General features: G+C 54.8%; 14 protein-coding genes. 7 read left to right on the top strand and 7 right to left on the bottom strand.

Annotated features, from left to right (window positions below; genetic code table 11):
• Nucleotides 1-32 precede the first annotated feature (32 nt).
• From purL to glnB, 5 genes are all read left to right on the top strand, one after another.
• Nucleotides 33-3,920: a phosphoribosylformylglycinamidine synthase gene (gene purL, locus OGY04_RS21720; RefSeq protein ID WP_286586008.1), complete on the top strand. Its 3,888-nt coding sequence runs from the start codon at nt 33-35 to the stop codon at nt 3,918-3,920.
• Between the two features lie 649 nt (nt 3,921-4,569).
• Complete coding sequence (qseE, locus tag OGY04_RS21715) at nt 4,570-6,000, top strand: two component system sensor histidine kinase QseE/GlrK (protein ID WP_286586022.1); 1,431 nt, start codon at nt 4,570-4,572, stop codon at nt 5,998-6,000.
• Between the two features lie 22 nt (nt 6,001-6,022).
• Entirely contained in the window at nt 6,023-6,766 is a 744-nt protein-coding gene (qseG, locus tag OGY04_RS21710; RefSeq protein ID WP_286586007.1) for a two-component system QseEF-associated lipoprotein QseG, read from the top strand.
• Complete coding sequence (glrR, locus tag OGY04_RS21705) at nt 6,766-8,100, top strand: two-component system response regulator GlrR (protein WP_304502732.1); 1,335 nt, start codon at nt 6,766-6,768, stop codon at nt 8,098-8,100. Before qseG ends, glrR begins: the two co-directional genes overlap by 1 nt.
• Nucleotides 8,101-8,160: 60 nt before the next feature.
• Nucleotides 8,161-8,499 carry a nitrogen regulatory protein P-II gene (gene glnB, locus OGY04_RS21700; RefSeq protein ID WP_002914032.1) on the top strand — a complete coding sequence of 113 codons (339 nt, stop codon included), beginning with the start codon at nt 8,161-8,163 and terminating at the stop codon, nt 8,497-8,499.
• 101 nt (nt 8,500-8,600) lie between these two features.
• Here glnB and hmpA read toward each other — a convergent pair whose 3' ends face one another.
• On the bottom strand, nt 8,601-9,791 hold the full coding sequence (gene hmpA, locus OGY04_RS21695; protein ID WP_016150774.1) for an NO-inducible flavohemoprotein: 1,191 nt from the start codon (nt 9,789-9,791) through the stop codon (nt 8,601-8,603).
• A gap of 326 nt (nt 9,792-10,117) precedes the next feature.
• Here hmpA and glyA point away from each other — a divergent pair, with 326 nt between their 5' ends.
• Nucleotides 10,118-11,371 (top strand): serine hydroxymethyltransferase, encoded by a 1,254-nt coding sequence (gene glyA, locus OGY04_RS21690; RefSeq protein ID WP_003835277.1) that lies wholly within the window; start codon nt 10,118-10,120, stop codon nt 11,369-11,371.
• A 92-nt stretch (nt 11,372-11,463) separates the two neighbouring features.
• Here glyA and hcaD read toward each other — a convergent pair whose 3' ends face one another.
• Genes hcaD through hcaE form a run of 5 tightly spaced genes read right to left on the bottom strand, consistent with a single transcriptional unit; the run spans nt 11,464 to nt 15,681 of the window.
• On the bottom strand, nt 11,464-12,666 hold the full coding sequence (hcaD, locus tag OGY04_RS21685; RefSeq protein WP_286586006.1) for a phenylpropionate dioxygenase ferredoxin reductase subunit: 1,203 nt from the start codon (nt 12,664-12,666) through the stop codon (nt 11,464-11,466).
• Nucleotides 12,667-12,675: 9 nt separating this feature from the next.
• The gene (gene hcaB, locus OGY04_RS21680; RefSeq protein WP_032944246.1) at nt 12,676-13,488 is read right to left on the bottom strand and encodes a 3-phenylpropionate-dihydrodiol/cinnamic acid-dihydrodiol dehydrogenase; all 813 of its coding nucleotides are present in this window, start codon (nt 13,486-13,488) and stop codon (nt 12,676-12,678) included.
• Entirely contained in the window at nt 13,485-13,805 is a 321-nt protein-coding gene (gene hcaC, locus OGY04_RS21675) for a 3-phenylpropionate/cinnamic acid dioxygenase ferredoxin subunit (protein WP_003037633.1), read from the bottom strand. The genes hcaB and hcaC overlap by 4 nt, the downstream gene beginning before the upstream one ends.
• Complete coding sequence (gene hcaF, locus OGY04_RS21670; protein WP_032944241.1) at nt 13,805-14,323, bottom strand: 3-phenylpropionate/cinnamic acid dioxygenase subunit beta; 519 nt, start codon at nt 14,321-14,323, stop codon at nt 13,805-13,807. Before hcaF ends, hcaC begins: the two co-directional genes overlap by 1 nt.
• A complete protein-coding gene (hcaE, locus tag OGY04_RS21665) occupies nt 14,320-15,681 on the bottom strand; it encodes a 3-phenylpropionate/cinnamic acid dioxygenase subunit alpha (RefSeq protein ID WP_032944240.1) in 1,362 nt (453 codons plus the stop codon). The genes hcaF and hcaE overlap by 4 nt, the downstream gene beginning before the upstream one ends.
• Nucleotides 15,682-15,816: 135 nt before the next feature.
• Between hcaE and hcaR the strand changes: the two genes are divergently transcribed.
• The gene (hcaR, locus tag OGY04_RS21660; RefSeq protein ID WP_048234713.1) at nt 15,817-16,710 is read left to right on the top strand and encodes a DNA-binding transcriptional regulator HcaR; all 894 of its coding nucleotides are present in this window, start codon (nt 15,817-15,819) and stop codon (nt 16,708-16,710) included.
• Nucleotides 16,711-16,713: 3 nt separating this feature from the next.
• On the opposite strand, the gene OGY04_RS21655 is transcribed toward hcaR, so the two are convergent.
• Entirely contained in the window at nt 16,714-17,907 is a 1,194-nt protein-coding gene (locus OGY04_RS21655; protein ID WP_103285645.1) for an ROK family transcriptional regulator, read from the bottom strand.
• Nucleotides 17,908-17,971: the final 64 nt, after the last annotated feature.

The following is a 17,971-nucleotide window of genomic DNA, read 5'->3' as shown; positions in this document are numbered from 1 at the left end:
GGCACACCGAAAGCTTAGAAGACGAGAGACTTATGATGGAAATTCTGCGTGGTTCACCTGCACTGTCTGCATTCCGTATTAACAAACTGCTGGCACGTTTTCAGGCTGCCAACCTCCAGGTCCACAACATTTACGCCGAGTACGTCCATTTTGCCGATCTGAATGCACCGTTAAATGAAGATGAGCACGCGCAGCTTGCACGCCTGCTGAAATATGGTCCTGCTCTGCAAAGCCACGCCCCGGAAGGCAAACTGCTGCTGGTTACGCCTCGCCCAGGCACCATCTCCCCGTGGTCTTCTAAAGCGACTGATATTGCCCACAACTGCGGTCTGCACCAGATTAGCCGCCTGGAACGTGGCATTGCCTGGTATGTAGAAGCCTCTACGCTGACCGCTGAGCAATGGCAGATGGTGGCCGACGAACTGCACGACCGCATGATGGAAACGGTTTTCTCTGCGCTGAACGATGCCGAAAAACTGTTTGCCCATCACCAACCGGCGCCGGTCTCCAGCGTTGATCTACTGGGTGAGGGGCGTCAGGCGCTGATCGACGCTAACCTGCGTCTGGGTCTGGCGCTGGCGGAAGACGAAATTGACTATCTGCAGGATGCGTTCACCAAACTGGGACGTAACCCGAACGATATTGAACTATACATGTTTGCGCAGGCCAACTCTGAGCACTGCCGCCACAAGATTTTTAACGCCGACTGGGTTATCGATGGTAAACAGCAGCCGAAGTCGCTGTTCAAGATGATCAAGAATACCTTCGAAACCACGCCGGACCACGTGCTGTCTGCCTATAAAGACAACGCTGCGGTAATGGAAGGCTCTGAAGTGGGCCGCTATTTTGCCGACCACAAAACCGGCCGCTACGATTTCCATCAGGAACCAGCCCACATCCTGATGAAGGTTGAAACTCACAACCACCCGACGGCCATCTCTCCGTGGCCAGGTGCTGCAACCGGCTCCGGCGGCGAAATCCGCGACGAGGGCGCAACAGGTCGCGGTGCAAAACCGAAAGCCGGGCTGGTGGGTTTCTCCGTTTCCAACCTGCGTATTCCTGGCTTTGAACAGCCGTGGGAAGAAGACTTCGGTAAGCCGGACCGTATTGTTACCGCGCTTGATATCATGACCGAAGGCCCGCTGGGCGGCGCGGCGTTTAACAACGAATTTGGTCGTCCGGCGCTGACCGGCTACTTCCGTACCTATGAAGAAAAGGTCAACAGCCATAACGGCGAAGAGCTGCGCGGTTACCATAAACCGATCATGCTGGCAGGCGGGATCGGTAACATCCGCGCCGATCACGTACAGAAGGGCGAGATCGTCGTTGGCGCTAAGCTTATCGTCCTCGGCGGCCCGGCGATGAACATTGGCCTTGGCGGCGGGGCAGCCTCCTCTATGGCTTCCGGCCAGTCTGATGCCGATCTTGATTTCGCTTCCGTACAGCGTGACAACCCGGAAATGGAACGTCGTTGCCAGGAAGTTATCGACCGTTGCTGGCAGATGGGTGATGCGAACCCGATTCTGTTTATCCATGACGTTGGCGCGGGTGGACTGTCTAACGCTATGCCGGAGCTGGTAAGCGATGGCGGTCGTGGCGGTAAGTTCCAGCTGCGCGATATCCTCAGCGACGAGCCGGGTATGAGCCCGCTGGAAATCTGGTGTAACGAATCCCAGGAACGCTACGTGCTGGCGGTTGCTGCCGATCAATTGCCGCTGTTTGACGAACTGTGTAAGCGTGAGCGCGCGCCGTATGCGGTGATTGGTGAAGCTACCGAAGAACAGCATCTGACCTTGAGCGACTGCCACTTCGACAACCAGCCGATCGACATGCCGCTCGATGTGCTGCTGGGTAAAACACCGAAAATGACCCGCGATGTGCAGACGCTGAAAGCCAAAGGCGATGCCCTGAATCGTGGTGAAATCTCGATTGCAGATGCGGTTAACCGCGTGCTGCATCTGCCGACTGTCGCGGAGAAAACGTTCCTCGTGACCATCGGTGACCGTACCGTTACCGGCATGGTGGCGCGTGACCAGATGGTTGGTCCATGGCAGATCCCAGTCGCCAACTGCGCGGTCACTACCGCCAGCCTCGATAGCTACTACGGCGAAGCAATGTCTATCGGCGAACGCGCGCCGGTTGCGCTACTGGATTTCTCTGCCTCTGCGCGTCTGGCGGTCGGTGAAGCGCTGACCAACATTGCGGCAACGCAGATTGGCGATATCAAACGTATTAAGCTGTCGGCAAACTGGATGGCGGCTGCGGGTCACCCTGGTGAAGATGCTGGCCTGTACGAAGCAGTAAAAGCCGTTGGGGAAGAGCTATGCCCGGCGCTCGGCCTGACCATTCCAGTGGGCAAAGACTCTATGTCGATGAAAACCCGCTGGCAGGAAGGTAACGAGCAGCGTGAAATGACTTCGCCGCTGTCGCTGGTGATCACCGCCTTTGCCCGCGTAGAAGATGTGCGCCACACCATTACCCCGCAGCTGTCTACTGAAGACAACGCCCTGCTGCTGATTGACCTCGGTCTTGGTCACAATGCGCTGGGCGCTACGTCGCTGGCGCAGGTTTACCGTCAACTGGGCGATAAGCCTGCCGACGTGCGTAACGTTGAGCAACTGAAAGGCTTCTACGATGCGATTCAGGCGCTGGTCGCTGCGCGTAAGCTGCTGGCCTACCATGACCGTTCTGACGGCGGTCTGCTGGTTACGCTGGCGGAAATGGCCTTCGCCGGTCACTGCGGTATTGACGCTGATATCCACTCTCTGGGTGAAGATCGTCTGGCGGCGCTGTTTAACGAAGAACTGGGTGCGGTGATTCAGGTTCGTGCTGCTGAGCGTGAGGCGGTGGAAGCGATTCTGGCTGCCCACGGCCTGGCAGACTGCGTACACTTCCTCGGTAAAGCCGTTGAAGGTGACCGCTTCACCCTGACCGCTAACGGCCAGCCGGTGTTTAGCGAAAGCCGTACTACCCTGCGTATGTGGTGGGCGGAAACCACCTGGCAGATGCAGCGCCTGCGTGACAACCCGGAATGCGCCGATCAGGAACACGATGCTAAAACCAACGATGCGGACCCTGGTCTCAACGTTAAACTGTCGTTTGATATCAACGAAGATGTTGCCGCTCCGTACATCGCCACCGGTGCGCGTCCCAAAGTGGCCGTACTGCGCGAGCAGGGTGTGAACTCCCACGTTGAAATGGCAGCTGCCTTCCACCGTGCGGGTTTTGACGCCATCGATGTGCACATGAGCGACCTGCTGGGCGGACGTATCGGCCTGGGTAACTTCCAGGCACTGGTGGCCTGCGGCGGCTTCTCTTACGGCGATGTGCTTGGCGCTGGTGAAGGTTGGGCGAAGTCGATTCTGTTCAACAACCGCGTCCGTGATGAGTTCGAAACCTTCTTCCATCGCCCGCAAACGCTGGCGCTCGGCGTGTGTAACGGTTGTCAGATGATGTCTAACCTGCGTGAGCTGATCCCGGGAAGCGACCTGTGGCCGCGCTTTGTGCGTAACCACTCCGACCGCTTTGAAGCCCGCTTCAGTCTGGTCGAAGTGACGCAAAGCCCATCCTTACTGCTTGCTGATATGGTGGGTTCGATGATGCCGATTGCTGTTTCTCACGGTGAAGGTCGTGTCGAAGTGCGTGACGGTGCGCATCTGGCTCAGCTTGAGAGCAAAGGTCTGGTGGCGCTGCGTTATGTCGATAACTTCGGTAAGGTGACCGAGACCTATCCGGCTAACCCGAACGGTTCGCCGAACGGCATTACTGCAGTGACCACTGAAAATGGTCGCGTCACCATTATGATGCCGCACCCGGAACGTGTGTTCCGTACCGTGAGCAACTCCTGGCACCCGGAAAACTGGGGCGAGGATAGCCCATGGATGCGTATTTTCCGCAACGCGCGTAAACAGCTCGGTTAATTCGCTCAATAGTCATCAAGCCCCTCTTCGCGAGGGGCTTTTTTTTGTCTGCCGGATGGAACCCGCCTGATGACGCTACGCTTATCAGGCCTACAGGGAAAATGCGGTTGTAGGCCGGATAAGGCGTTCACGCCGCCATCCGGCAATAAACTCAGCGCTTGCACCTAAAAGTAAAGTGTCGGGAAATGCCGACATGGGCAGGGTTGCGGTGTCGTCAAAAAGAGACGTTTAATTATTTGATTTAATAGGGATTTGTTTTTAAGTGCTGCAAGTGTTGCTGATTGGCGACAGGGAGAACAAAAAACAGCCAGAACTGTTATTTGTGAAAATAATAATATTTTTCATACTTATCATTGTGTTAATAAAGTGTTTTGAATACTGGCACAGATGCTGCATAATATTAACCAGTGGCTCATTCACCTTCTTATGTCAGCCCCTTCGGGACGTGCTACATAAACTTCGAATGACGCACAACAAGGTGCCTGCCGTCCAACATCTGATATTAGCATTGCTCATATCAACCTCCGGGCGAAACGTCGAGTTAGGCACCGCCTTATTCCATAACAAAGCCGGGTTAATCCCGGCTTTGTTGTATCTGGCGTTCCCCTCAGTTAGCATCAATCTATTCCTGTCCATTGAGAGTAACGCCTTGAAGCGCTGGTCAGTTTTTCCCCGATCTTTACGTCAATTGGTGACGTTGGCCTTCTTGCTTATCCTGCTGCCGTTGTTAGTTCTGGCCTGGCAGGCATGGCAAAGTCTGAATGCCCTGAGCGCGCAGGCTGCGCTGACAAACCGCACCACGCTGATTGATGCCAGACGCAGCGAGGCGATGACCAACGTCGCGCTGGAGATGGAGCGCAGCTATCGGCAATACTGCGTGCTTGATGACCCAACATTGGCCAGGGTCTATCAAAGCCAGCGTAAACGCTACAGCGACATGCTGGATGCGCATGCGGGGGTGTTGCCGGATACCAAGCTCTACCAGGCGTTGCGTCAGGATCTTAACGATCTCGCGCAGTTGCAGTGTAAAAACAGTGGTCCTGACAGTGTGTCGGCTGCACGGCTGGAAGCGTTCGCCAATGCCAATACCGAGATGGTGCAAGCGACGCGTACCGTGGTCTTTTCTCGTGGGCAGCAGTTACAGCAGGAAATAGCCGAACGCGGGCAGTTTTTTGGCTGGCAGGCACTGGTGCTGTTTCTCGTCAGCCTGGCGATGGTCTTGCTGTTTACCCGCATGATTATCGGCCCGGTGAAGGGCATTGAACGGATGATCAACTGTCTGGGAGAAGGGCGCTCGCTGGGGGATAGCGTATTATTTACCGGGCCACGGGAGCTGAGATCTGTGGGGCAGCGTATCATCTGGTTAAGCGAACGCCTCTCCTGGCTTGAGTCGCAACGGCATCAGTTTTTACGCCATCTTTCCCATGAGCTGAAAACGCCGCTGGCGAGCATGCGCGAAGGTACCGAATTGTTGGCCGATCAGGTGGTTGGCCCGTTAACACCGGAGCAAAAAGAGGTGGTCGGTATTCTGGATGACAGCAGCCGTAACCTGCAAAAGCTGATTGAACAACTCCTCGATTACAACCGCAAGCTGGCTGATGACGAGGTGGAACTTGAAAGTGTGGAAATCACGCCGCTGGTGGAAAGCGTTGTTTCTGCGCATAGCCTGCCCGCTCGCGCCAAAATGATACATACTGATGTTGCGCTTGCGGTGAAAACCTGCCTGGCAGAACCGATGCTGTTGATGAGCGTGCTGGACAATCTTTATTCCAATGCGGTGCACTATGGTGCTGAATCCGGTAACATTTGGATCCGCAGCAGTTTGCATGGCTCAACGGTATACATCGATGTAATGAATACCGGCACACCGATTCCAGAAGCAGAACAGACCATGATCTTCGAGCCTTTTTTCCAGGGGAGTCATCAGCGAAAAGGGGCGGTAAAAGGAAGCGGGTTGGGGCTAAGCATTGCCAGAGATTGCATCCGCCGTATGCGGGGCAAGCTGTATCTGGTTGATGACCATGCGCAAAACGTTTGTTTTCGCATAGAACTGCCGCTAGCTGCTGCGAAAAATCACTAAAATAAACCTAAGTCTGGTGAGTATGCCATACGTTGTTGTCCGAATGCTTAAACGACATTTTCTTCGTCGCGTCATCCTCGCAAGCCTGCCGTGCCTGGCGCTGGTTGGTTGTGTCCCGAACGCGGTGAATCATATTATCGGCGATCCCTCGCAGGAGAAAATTCCGCCTAATCAACTGGCGGACTACCTTGCAACCGACTGTACGGATATCTGGTCGCTGTCTGGCCAGTCTACAGAAACCAATCCGTTGTACTGGCTGCGGGCGATGGATTGTGCCAATCGCCTGATGCCGGTGCAGGCGCGTAGTGAAGCCAGCACCCTGATGGCAGATACCTGGCAGGGCGCTTTCAGGCGTGGGATCCTGCTCGATAATGCCAACATTACGCCGCCTGAAAGGCGGGAGGCTGTTACGCGCCTCGATGCGTTAAGCCCGCAAATTCCGCCACAGGTACGCCCGCTGTATCAGGTCTGGCGCAGCAGCCAAACGTTGCAGTTGCAGCTTGCCGAAGAGCGTATGCGCTACAGCAAACTCCAGCAGGCGTCCGACAGCGATCTCGATACGCTGCGTCAACAGCAACAGCATTTGCAGTCCCAGCTCGATCTCACGACCCGCAAGCTGGAGAATCTGACCGATATTGAGCGCCAGCTTTCCACGCGCAAACCTGGCGGTAACTACAATCCTGATGCGCTGCACGGGAACGATAAACTCACTACGCCTGATAACGAAGAAGGCGTAGCGCCGTCTGCCGATGAGGTTACGCCATGATAAGCCGTAAGCCCGCGCATCTGCTGCTGGTGGATGACGATCCGGGACTGTTGAAATTACTTGGAATGCGACTGACCAGCGAAGGCTACAGCGTCGTGACCGCGGAAAGTGGGCAGGAAGGGTTACGGGTGCTGAACCGTGAAAAAGTGGATCTGGTTATTAGCGATCTGCGGATGGATGAAATGGATGGCATGCAGCTGTTTACTGAAATCCAGAAAGTACAGCCTGGGATGCCGGTGATTATCCTGACCGCTCACGGCTCCATCCCGGACGCCGTTGCGGCGACCCAGCAAGGGGTGTTCAGTTTCCTCACTAAACCAGTCGACAAGGACGCGTTATATCACGCGATTGACGGGGCGCTGGAACAGTCTGCGCCCGCCACCGATGACAGCTGGCGCGAATCTATCGTTACCCGCAGCCCGCTGATGCTACGCCTGCTGGAACAGGCGCGGATGGTGGCGCAATCGGACGTTAGCGTCTTGATCAACGGTCAAAGCGGAACCGGGAAAGAAGTTTTCGCTCAGGCTATTCACAATGCCAGCCCACGCAGCCAAAAACCTTTCATTGCCATTAACTGCGGCGCGTTGCCGGAACAACTGCTGGAATCAGAACTGTTTGGTCATGCGCGCGGTGCTTTTACCGGTGCGGTGAGCAATCGTGAAGGGCTGTTTCAGGCCGCAGAAGGCGGTACGCTGTTTCTCGATGAGATTGGCGATATGCCTGCGCCGTTACAGGTGAAACTGCTGCGCGTATTGCAGGAACGAAAAGTCAGACCATTGGGCAGTAACCGCGATATCGACATTGATGTGCGGATCGTTTCTGCGACCCACCGCGATTTACCCAAAGCGATGGCACGGGGCGAATTTCGCGAGGATTTGTACTACCGCCTCAATGTGGTGAGCCTGAAGATCCCTGCGCTGGCCGAGCGTACGGAAGATATTCCGCTGCTGGCGAACCATCTGCTGCGCCAGTCTGCTGAACGGCACAAACCGTTCGTACGCGCCTTTTCAACCGATGCCATGAAGCGGTTAATGACCGCCAGCTGGCCGGGCAACGTGCGTCAGCTGGTCAACGTAATTGAGCAGTGCGTGGCGTTGACCTCTTCGCCGGTGATCAGCGACGCGCTGGTGGAGCAGGCGCTGGAAGGGGAAAACACCGCGCTGCCGACCTTTGTTGAGGCGCGTAACCAGTTTGAGCTCAACTATCTGCGTAAGCTGCTGCAAATCACCAAGGGCAATGTGACCCACGCGGCAAGAATGGCGGGGCGCAACCGCACCGAATTCTATAAATTGCTTTCTCGGCACGAGCTGGATGCAAACGATTTCAAAGAATAAATCTGCGGATTATGTTAGCTTTATTCGATCAAAAGACAGGCGACCTTTTCAAGGAATAGCATGAAAAAGATTGATGCGATTATTAAACCCTTCAAGCTGGACGACGTCCGCGAAGCGCTGGCAGAAGTCGGCATTACCGGTATGACTGTGACAGAAGTGAAAGGTTTTGGCCGTCAGAAAGGCCATACCGAGTTGTACCGTGGCGCGGAATATATGGTGGATTTTCTGCCGAAGGTAAAAATTGAAATTGTGGTTACCGACGACATCGTCGATACCTGCGTCGACACCATTATCCGTACTGCCCAGACCGGCAAGATCGGTGACGGTAAGATTTTTGTCTTCGACGTGGCACGCGTTATTCGTATTCGTACCGGTGAAGAAGACGACGCGGCAATCTAAGCCGCGCCGTTAATTTGTAGGCCTGATAAGCGTAGCGCATCAGGCAGAGTGATTGCCGGATGGCGGCGTAAACGCCTTATCCGGCCTACTCGCGTAACACATTACAAGACTTTGTGCGGACCGAAGCATTCGTAATGAATGTTCTCGTTTTTCACGCCCAGACCGACCAGCTGCTTCGCGGCGAACTGCATGAAACCAACCGGACCGCACAGATAAAACTGCATCGCCGGATCGCTGATTGCGCTTTCCAGTTTGTTCAAATCCATCAGACCTACGCTATCAAAGGCACCTTTCGCACGATCGGCTTCGGTTGGCTCACGATACCAGGTGTGTGCGCTAAAGCGTGGCAGCGTTTTGCCGAGTTCGTTGACTTCATCAGCGAAGGCATGCACGTCACCATTTTCTGCCGCGTGGAACCAGTTAACCTGTGCCGTATGCTTCGCTTTTGCCAGCGTATCCAGCATCGCCAGCATTGGGGTTTGTCCCACGCCTGCGGAGATCAGAGATACCGGGGTGTCGGTCGCAACGTCCATAAAGAAATCGCCCGCAGGTGCGGCCAGGTGAACAATGTCGCCAACATTCGCATGGTTGTGCAGCCAGGTTGAAACCTGACCACCGTCCTCACGCTTAACCGCAATACGGTAGCCTTTGCCATCGGGTTTACGGGTCAGTGAGTACTGACGAATTTCCTGATGCGGGAAACCTTCCGGCTTTAACCAGACGCCCAGATATTGCCCCGGATGATATTCAGCTACTGCGCCACCGTCGACAGGTTCAAATTCAAAGCTGGTGATAAGTGCACTGCGTGGGGTTTTTGCCACGATACGGAAAGGACGGGTACCTTCCCAGCCGCCATTTTTATTGGCATTTTCGCTGTAAATCTGCGCTTCACGGTTGATGAAAACGTTCGCCAGTACGCCGTATGCTTTGCCCCACGCATCCAGAACTTCCTGGCCTGGGCTGAACATTTCGTCCAGCGTTGCCAGTAAATGGCCACCCACGATGTTGTACTGCTCGGGTTTAATTTGGAAGCTGGTATGCTTCTGTGCGATTTTCTCAACAGCCGGCAACAGTGCCGCCAGGTTTTCGATATTGCTGGCATACGCGGCAATAGCATTAAACAGCGCTTCACGCTGATCGCCATTACGCTGATTACTCATGTTGAAGATTTCTTTCAGCTCTGGGTTATGCGTAAACATGCGGTCGTAGAAATGGGCGGTCAGCTTCGGGCCTGTTTCAACCAGCAGGGGAATGGTGGCTTTCACTGTAGCGATGGTTTGTGCGTCAAGCATACGGTCTTCCTTTATCTGAGACTTTAATGATGTATGTCAAATACATCTTATAAAAAATACCCCTGCATTGTAAATGGTTCTTTGTAACTTTGCGTTGTAAAGGTTACATCGTGAAAAATCTGCATCACAAACCTGAAAAGAAATCCGTTGAAATTCAGCAGACCTTTGTTCTCCAAAGCCTTGCGTACCGTGAAGGTAATCGTTTGCGTAAAATCCTTTGTCAAGACCTGTTATCGAAGAATGATTCGGTTATACTGTTCGCCGTTGTCCTACGGACCGCCTTTTAAGGCCGAAAATTTTATTGTTAGCTGAGTCAGGAGATGCGGATGTTAAAGCGTGAAATGAACATTGCCGATTATGATGCCGAACTGTGGCAGGCTATGGAGCAGGAAAAAGTACGTCAGGAAGAGCACATCGAACTGATCGCCTCCGAAAACTACACCAGCCCGCGTGTTATGCAGGCGCAGGGTTCTCAGCTGACCAACAAATATGCTGAAGGTTATCCGGGCAAGCGCTACTACGGCGGTTGCGAGTACGTTGATATCGTTGAGCAACTGGCTATCGATCGCGCAAAAGAGCTGTTTGGCGCTGACTACGCTAACGTACAACCGCACTCCGGCTCTCAGGCTAACTTCGCTGTTTACACCGCTCTGCTGCAACCGGGCGATACCGTTCTGGGTATGAACCTGGCACAAGGCGGCCACCTGACTCACGGCTCCCCGGTTAACTTCTCCGGCAAACTGTACAACATCATCCCTTACGGTATTGATGAGTCCGGCAAAATTGACTACGAAGACATGGCGAAGCAGGCCAAAGAGCACAAACCGAAGATGATCATCGGTGGCTTCTCTGCTTACTCCGGCGTTGTTGACTGGGCAAAAATGCGCGAAATCGCCGACAGCATCGGTGCATATCTGTTCGTCGATATGGCGCACGTTGCGGGTCTGATTGCCGCAGGCGTTTATCCGAACCCGGTTCCACACGCACACGTTGTGACCACCACCACCCACAAAACCCTGGCGGGTCCACGCGGTGGCCTGATCCTGGCGAAAGGCGGTGACGAAGAGCTGTACAAAAAACTGAACTCTGCTGTGTTCCCAAGTGCGCAGGGCGGCCCGCTGATGCACGTGATCGCGGCGAAAGCTGTGGCGCTGAAAGAAGCGATGGAGCCTGAGTTCAAGGTTTACCAACAGCAGGTTGCCAAAAACGCCAAAGCGATGGTGGAAGTGTTCCTGAACCGTGGATACAAAGTGGTTTCTGGCGGTACTGAAAACCACCTGTTCCTGCTGGATCTGGTTGATAAAAACCTGACCGGTAAAGAAGCTGACGCCGCGCTGGGCCGTGCTAACATCACCGTTAACAAAAACAGCGTACCGAACGATCCGAAGAGCCCGTTTGTGACTTCCGGTATCCGTATCGGTTCTCCGGCTGTGACTCGCCGTGGCTTTAAAGAAGCTGAAGTGAAAGAGCTGGCTGGCTGGATGTGTGACGTTCTGGACAACATCAATGACGAAGCTGTTATCGAGCGCGTCAAAGGTAAAGTGCTGGATATCTGTGCACGTTTCCCGGTTTACGCGTAAGTAATACGGATTGCCAGATGGTGGTGTAAACACCTTATCCGGCCTACAGGTAACTCACATGTAGGCCAGATAAACGAAGTGCCATCCGGCAGTTATATTGACTTAAGCAAGATTGTTTCATCGATTAAAGTCGCCACTGGCGGCTTTTTCTTTGCCTGAATCCATTTTCTCAATAAACGTATTTCTCGGCCCTGATTCAACGTTACTGCGCCGACAATCACGCCATCCTGTAGGTTAAACCATATTGCTTTCTGCGCATCAGGATCGCCGCGTAGGAGCCAGTTCTCACCCTGCATTTCGCCGACAAACTGTAGATTATCACGGTACTGATCGGTCCAGAACCAGCCCGGCGTTGCTGCTGGCTGCGGTTGATTGAGCATCGCGGCGGCGGCAACCTGTGCCTGAAAATTGGCGTTTTCCCAGCTTTCCACGCGTACTAACGAACCGTCAGCCTGGCGTGTTATCGCTACGTCACCGGCGGCGAAAATCGCGGGATCGGAGGTGGTGCAGGCGGTATCAACGATAATGCCGTTCGCCGTCTCCAGCCCCGCTTCGCGGGCCAGCATATCGTTCGCCACGATACCGATGCCATAGATCACCGCATCAGCGGTGAGAGTTTCGCCGTTTTGTAGCGTGAGCGAGATACACTCTCCCGCTTCGGCATGCTCAATAGCGCTGTTAAGCAGTACCCGCACGCCCGCAAGTTGGTGGCGGGCTAGCAGGTAGTCGCGCACCGGAGCAGGCGCGTTGCGGCCCATGACCGTTGGCGCCAGCTCCACCACCGTCACCTGACAGCCGCGTTGAGTCGCGCTGGCCGCCAGTTCCAGACCAATGGTGCCCGCACCGACAATGACAATCGACTTGCCCGGCAATAAATTGTCGCGCAGGCGCTCGGCATCGCCCGCGTGGCGCAGGGTGAAGCAACGATCGCCCAGCTTATCCAGTTGCGGAAGGGGGCGTGCCGCAGCGCCCGTCGCAATCAGTAGCCGATCCCATGGATAACTCTGCCCATTAGCCAGCACCAACTGATGCGTTTGGCGGCCGAGCGTCTGCACAGTAACCCCCAGATGCAGCTGTACGTTGTGTTCCCGCCACCAGTCAGCGGGGAGTATCGGCTGAAGTTGCGGATTGTCGTCCAGTAGCATCGCTTTGGAGAGCGGTGGGCGTTCATAGGGCAGATGCTGCTCATCGGAAAACAGGTGTAATTCGCCGTCAAAACCTTGTTGGCGCAGTGCAGCGATAGCCATAGCCGCCGCCTGACCGCCGCCGACGATAGCAATAGTTTTTGGGTTCATAACGCCTCCTCAGAGATCCAGTCCGGCGGCGACGTGACGAATACCGCGAATACCCAGACCGGCGTCGGCATTGATCATCACGCCGCTCAATGTGCGGTTGTTGCGCTTTGACGCCAGCATCACATACGGGCCGGTAAAATCCGCCGGCTCCGGGAAAAATTGTAGTGGCAAAATAGCGGCGATTTTTTCCGGCGTCAGCGACTGCATAATCGATGTATCGTTTTGTCCCAACGCCTGCGGGCCGCGTAGATCTGTCGCCATACCGCATGGACCGACACCGTTAACACGAACCTTTGGTGCCAGCTCGTATGCCAGCTGGCGAATCAGCCCGGTAGCCGCATGTTTGCTGGCGGTATACAGCGGGCCGCCGCCGCCGGGATACCACGACGCATTGGACAGGGTAAAGATGATGCTGCCTTCGCTGGCGATAAGTGCTGGGGCACAGGCTTTCGCACCCAGCAGATAGCCCAGCACGTTGACGTTAAACAGCTCATGAAAGCCGCTCTCCAGCGCATCCGCAGGCGTATTGACCAACGAGGCGTTGTGATCCCATATCCCCGCATTTCCGATAAAACAGTCCAGCGTACCGTAATGCGTCAGGATTTGAGCTACCGCGCGCTGATAGTCGGCGTAGCAGGTGACGTTGCCTTCGATTGCCAGCACATGTTCGCCAAAGCGCTGACGCAGGCTGGCAACTTTAGCTGGCGACAGCTCCAGTGTGGCGACCCGCGCACCTTCTTCGATGAAACGCTCGACCAGCGCCAGGCCAAGACCGGAGCCGCCGCCGGTGATAAAGACCACGTTATCGCGTAAATCGCTCATCTAGCGTCCTCTGGAATATCAACAAACACATCGCTACCGTCCACATATACCGCGTAGGTGGTTAGCGGATCGGTGGCGGGTAGACACAACGCCTTGCCGGTTTTCAGGCAAAAACTGGCGGCATGCAGCGGGCATTCCACCGTAGCGTCGTCTTCCAGATAGCCTTCCGACATCGAGGCGTTACCGTGGCTACAGCGATCGTTAATGGCATAGAACTCGCCGCCAACGTTGAACAGCGCGATGACGGGCGAGGTATCAAGCCGGAGCGCTTCACCCTCCGGCAAATCCCCTACGGGGCAAGCATAAACACGACTCATCAGAACAGTACACTCAGGTTATGGGAGGTGATCACCGCTTGATCCAGCACGATCTCACGCTCCAGTAAGCGCCACTCATCGCCCGGCAAACGGCGCACTTTGTCTATGCGCATGCCGACGTAAAAGGTTTCATCGCGCTCTTTTTGCGCGCGATACAGCAGATAATTAAGGCGAACGGCAAAGACGTCGGGAACTCCAGTTTCACTGACCTGGCAGTTGCTGATCAGGTGCCGGGTACGCGACGGTGGCTCTTCCGCCCAGGCCATGCCGGTTTCCAGCCGCGCGATACGACGTTCGAGCTGGTCTTTGTTGTCGTTGAAAATCCAGGTGGTCGGCGGCTGCACGCCTTTGCGACGATCGCGCGTCTGGGCATTGACCGTCGTACGCATGGTGTAGCGAATGTCTTCATCCAGTTGTGCCAGCCAGTCACGAAACTTCCAGTCATCCAGCAGGCTGGCTTCATGGTAGAGAAACTGTGTAATGCGGTGGTGTAGTTCCTGAGAAACTAAGGTGCTCATTTCATCACCTCCTGCTGGTAAGCGGCGGTTTTTTCCTGCACTTCCTGCCAGCTTTCGCTGCTGAGTAAATCGGCCCAGCGCTGATACATGCCGCGCGCGGCGGTTTCCGAAAAGATGTAGTTGGTGATCCCCGGAATGCCGTCTTCACGACGTTTCTCCTGGCCCAGCCCCATTTCCAGACACAATTTGGTGTTGCGTGCGCGATGACCCTTCAGCAGTTTTTGAATTTCACACCAGTTTTCCGAGTCGTCCTGCTCCAGGAATCCAGCGGGGCCAAAGGCGCGCGTGGCGCTGTTTTCAAACGCAGCTTTCACTTCATCAGAGGCGGCTTTATCGGTAATACAGAATGCCCATACTTCAACTTGATCCGGCCCGCGCGGATGCCAGACCCTTAAGGTGGCAGTACCGTTGAGCCAGGAAAGCGTTGGGAAAATGTTGTTGTGACCGGCCAGACGCAGGGCGCGAACTTTTCCCAGACGCTGCTCGGCTTCCGCGTAGGTGTCACGGTAGTAGCTGGAGACTTCGCCGTCGACCCAGACGTTGGCATCGGGATTTTCGGTAAAGAAAAATCCGCTGCCGTGCCCATCCTGACCGAACTGTAGCGCGTCTTTGGCGGTTTCCCACACCGGGCGGGCGGTTTGTCCGTCGCCCAGGCGCTTGTCGCTGCCGTCGTCTTTTGCCCCCAGCACCTGCACGGCCGAGGCATGGCTGAACAGCGCGTGATACTGGTCGCTGGCAAACTGTTCGGCGGGGAATTTCCAGTTACAATCGATGGTCCACTTTTGTACGCCACCGACGATTTCGGTGCCGCCTTCACGACGATCCAGCACACCGTCGAGATACCAGGCGATATCGCCGAGATAATCGCGCAACGCAGGCGCGGAGGTATCCCAGTTGCCGAAAATCAGTCCCTTGTAGCTCTCTACGCCAGGAACTTCGTTCAGCCCCCAGTGCGATTTGCACAGCCCTTGCGGGTAGGCGCGCGGTTCCAGCGGAACGTCGATCAGCTCGCCGTTAATGCCGTACGACCAGCCGTGATACGGGCAGGTGAAGGCGCGGGTATTACCGCAGTCGGCGTAGCTGACGCGCATTGCGCGGTGGCGACACTGGTTGAGAAACGCTTTGATGCTGCCGTCTTTCTGGCGAACCACCACAACTGCATCCTCGCCCATGTAGGTGTTAAAAAAATCACCGGGTTTGGGGATTTGGCTTTCGTGGGCGAGAAATAACCAGCAGCGTCCGAAGATGCGTTCCAGCTCCAGTTGGTAAATTTCAGGGTCGGTATAAATTCGTGGGGTTACGCGACCGTTTTGCGTGTCGATCAGTTGGTAGATGTCTAAATTTGAGGGTGTGGTCATATTTTTTAATCCTGAAAGCTAAGATGTATTGACCTTCTTTTTTTGTACCTTAAGGATGTTGCTGGTTAGTTATCAATCTGTGAAATAGTAAATTTCTACCAGTTGAGACATTTTTTCGATAACAAGGAGAAGGGCATGGAACTGAGGCACTTACGCTATTTCGTAGCGGTGGCGCAGGCGCTGAATTTCACCCGAGCGGCAGAGAAGCTGCATACCTCTCAGCCGTCGTTAAGCAGCCAGATCCGCGATCTGGAAACGTGCGTGGGCGTTCCGTTGCTGGTGCGGGATAAACGAAAAGTTGCGCTGACGGCGGCGGGAGAGTGCTTTTTACAAGATGCGCTGGCGATCCTCGAACAGGCGGAAAACGCCAAAGTTCGTGCCCGTAAAACGGTGCAGGAAGATAATCATTTCGCCATCGGTTTTGTCCCTTCCGCAGAGGTAAATCTGCTGCCGAAGGTGCTGCCTTTGTTTCGTTTAAAACAGCCTGATACGCACATTGAGCTGGTGAGTCTGATCACCACCGAACAGGAAGAGAAGATCCTGAGTGGAGAGCTGGATGTGGGCTTAATGCGCCACCCGGTGTACAGCCCGGATCTCGATTATCTGGAGCTGATTCATGAGCCGTTAGTAGTGGTTTTACCGGTGAATCATCCGTTAGCTAATGAGCAAGCAATCTCCGCGGAACAACTACACGGCGTGAATTTTGTCAGCACCGATCCGGCCTACTCCGGCGCGTTAGCGATGATTGTCAAAAACTGGTTTCAGCAGCAAAAAAGCCAGCCCAACATTGTGCAGGTGGCAACCAACATTCTGGTGACCATGAACCTGGTCGGCATGGGGCTGGGGGTGACTTTGATACCCGGTTATATGAATAATTTTAATACCGGACAGGTGGTTTTCCGCCCTATTGTTGGCGATGTTCCGACCATTGCGCTGTTGATGGCGTGGAAAAAAGGGCCAATCAAACCGGCGTTGACCGATTTTATCGCCACGGTACATGAACGTTTAGCGGTGAGCCTGACGGAGTAATGGCTATAACTCGCTAAGCTGTGACTCGACATACAGATAGCCAATGCCCATAAGTTGCTGGGTGCGATTAAGCTTACCGAAGCTTATCTGCGTGGCTCTGGCTCGCGGGTTATCGCCGTGATCGAATGGGTTAAACCCAGTTTGCTGCACCAGCGTATTGAGCCAGCTGTCGCCAAATGCGCAGCTACGCCCATACAACCATATTTGGTTAATATTCAGTATATTCAGAAAGTTATAAAGACTCAGCCCGATGGCGCTGGCGGCATTTTCGGCCCAGGCCTGAATGCGGACATCTCCGTGCTGCCAGGCCGCAATTAGCTGGTCAGTGGTGAGCGTTTCCGGATCGTAAAGGGATGTCGGCTGCGATTTCATCCACACCCGGGCCTGCTTTTTCAATGCGCTTAATGACGCTACGGTTTCCAGACAGCCATAGCGACCACAGTCACAGGCGACACCATCGGGATGAATGATGGTATGCCCAATCTGACCGCTGCCATACAGGCTACCGCGCCAGATGTTATCGTTAATCACAAACGATGAGCCAATACCGTAATCAACGTTAATCACGCAGAAATCACCGTTTGCCGCCGGGTTTTGCCATTTTTCCGCCAGCGCCAGCATCACGCAGTCATTGTCCAGCCGGACCTGCACGCCGAGCTTCTCCTCCAGCAGATATTTTATTTCCACCGGCGTTTTCCACGGGGCCTGGGGCATGGTTTTTGATGCACCGGTTATCGGATCAACTTGACCATGAACGCCAAGCGCCAGATTAATCGTCACCTCGGGAAATTCCCGACGATACTCCCGCCAGTGTGCTGCCAGGGCTGACAGCAGTGCTTTTGGCGATTCGGGGTTGATGACTTCATGCTGCCAGTCGCCTACGGCCACCAGTCGCGCGTCAGCCAGTTGACTGGTGATGCTGGTGGGGGTGACGTTGATGCACAGCGTCCAGGCGCCTTTTTCTGGCAAATGATAGCTGCCGCTGCTCAAACCGCGCTGGCTTAAGGTTTCTCGCGAATGGCTGATTCTCCCTTCATCCATCAGTTCTTCGAGGATATTGCTGACCGCCGGGATCGACAGGCTGGTGAGCTGCGCCAGCTGTGACTTGCTGAGCTGTTTTTCCCGCCACAGGTGAGACAAAAAGATCTGTTTATTCGCCTGACGGACCCTGACGTTGTTGAACCCCGAACGCTGCATTCACTTAACTCCCTTAACTATATTGCGTGAGCATTGCGCATTTTAACGCCACCTAACTGCCGCA

This window comes from Citrobacter sp. Cpo091, from assembly GCF_030332645.1.
GTDB classification, from domain to species: domain Bacteria; phylum Pseudomonadota; class Gammaproteobacteria; order Enterobacterales; family Enterobacteriaceae; genus Citrobacter; species Citrobacter portucalensis.
Note: the sequence above shows the minus strand (reverse complement) of the source record. Positions and strands in the feature narration are given on the sequence as shown.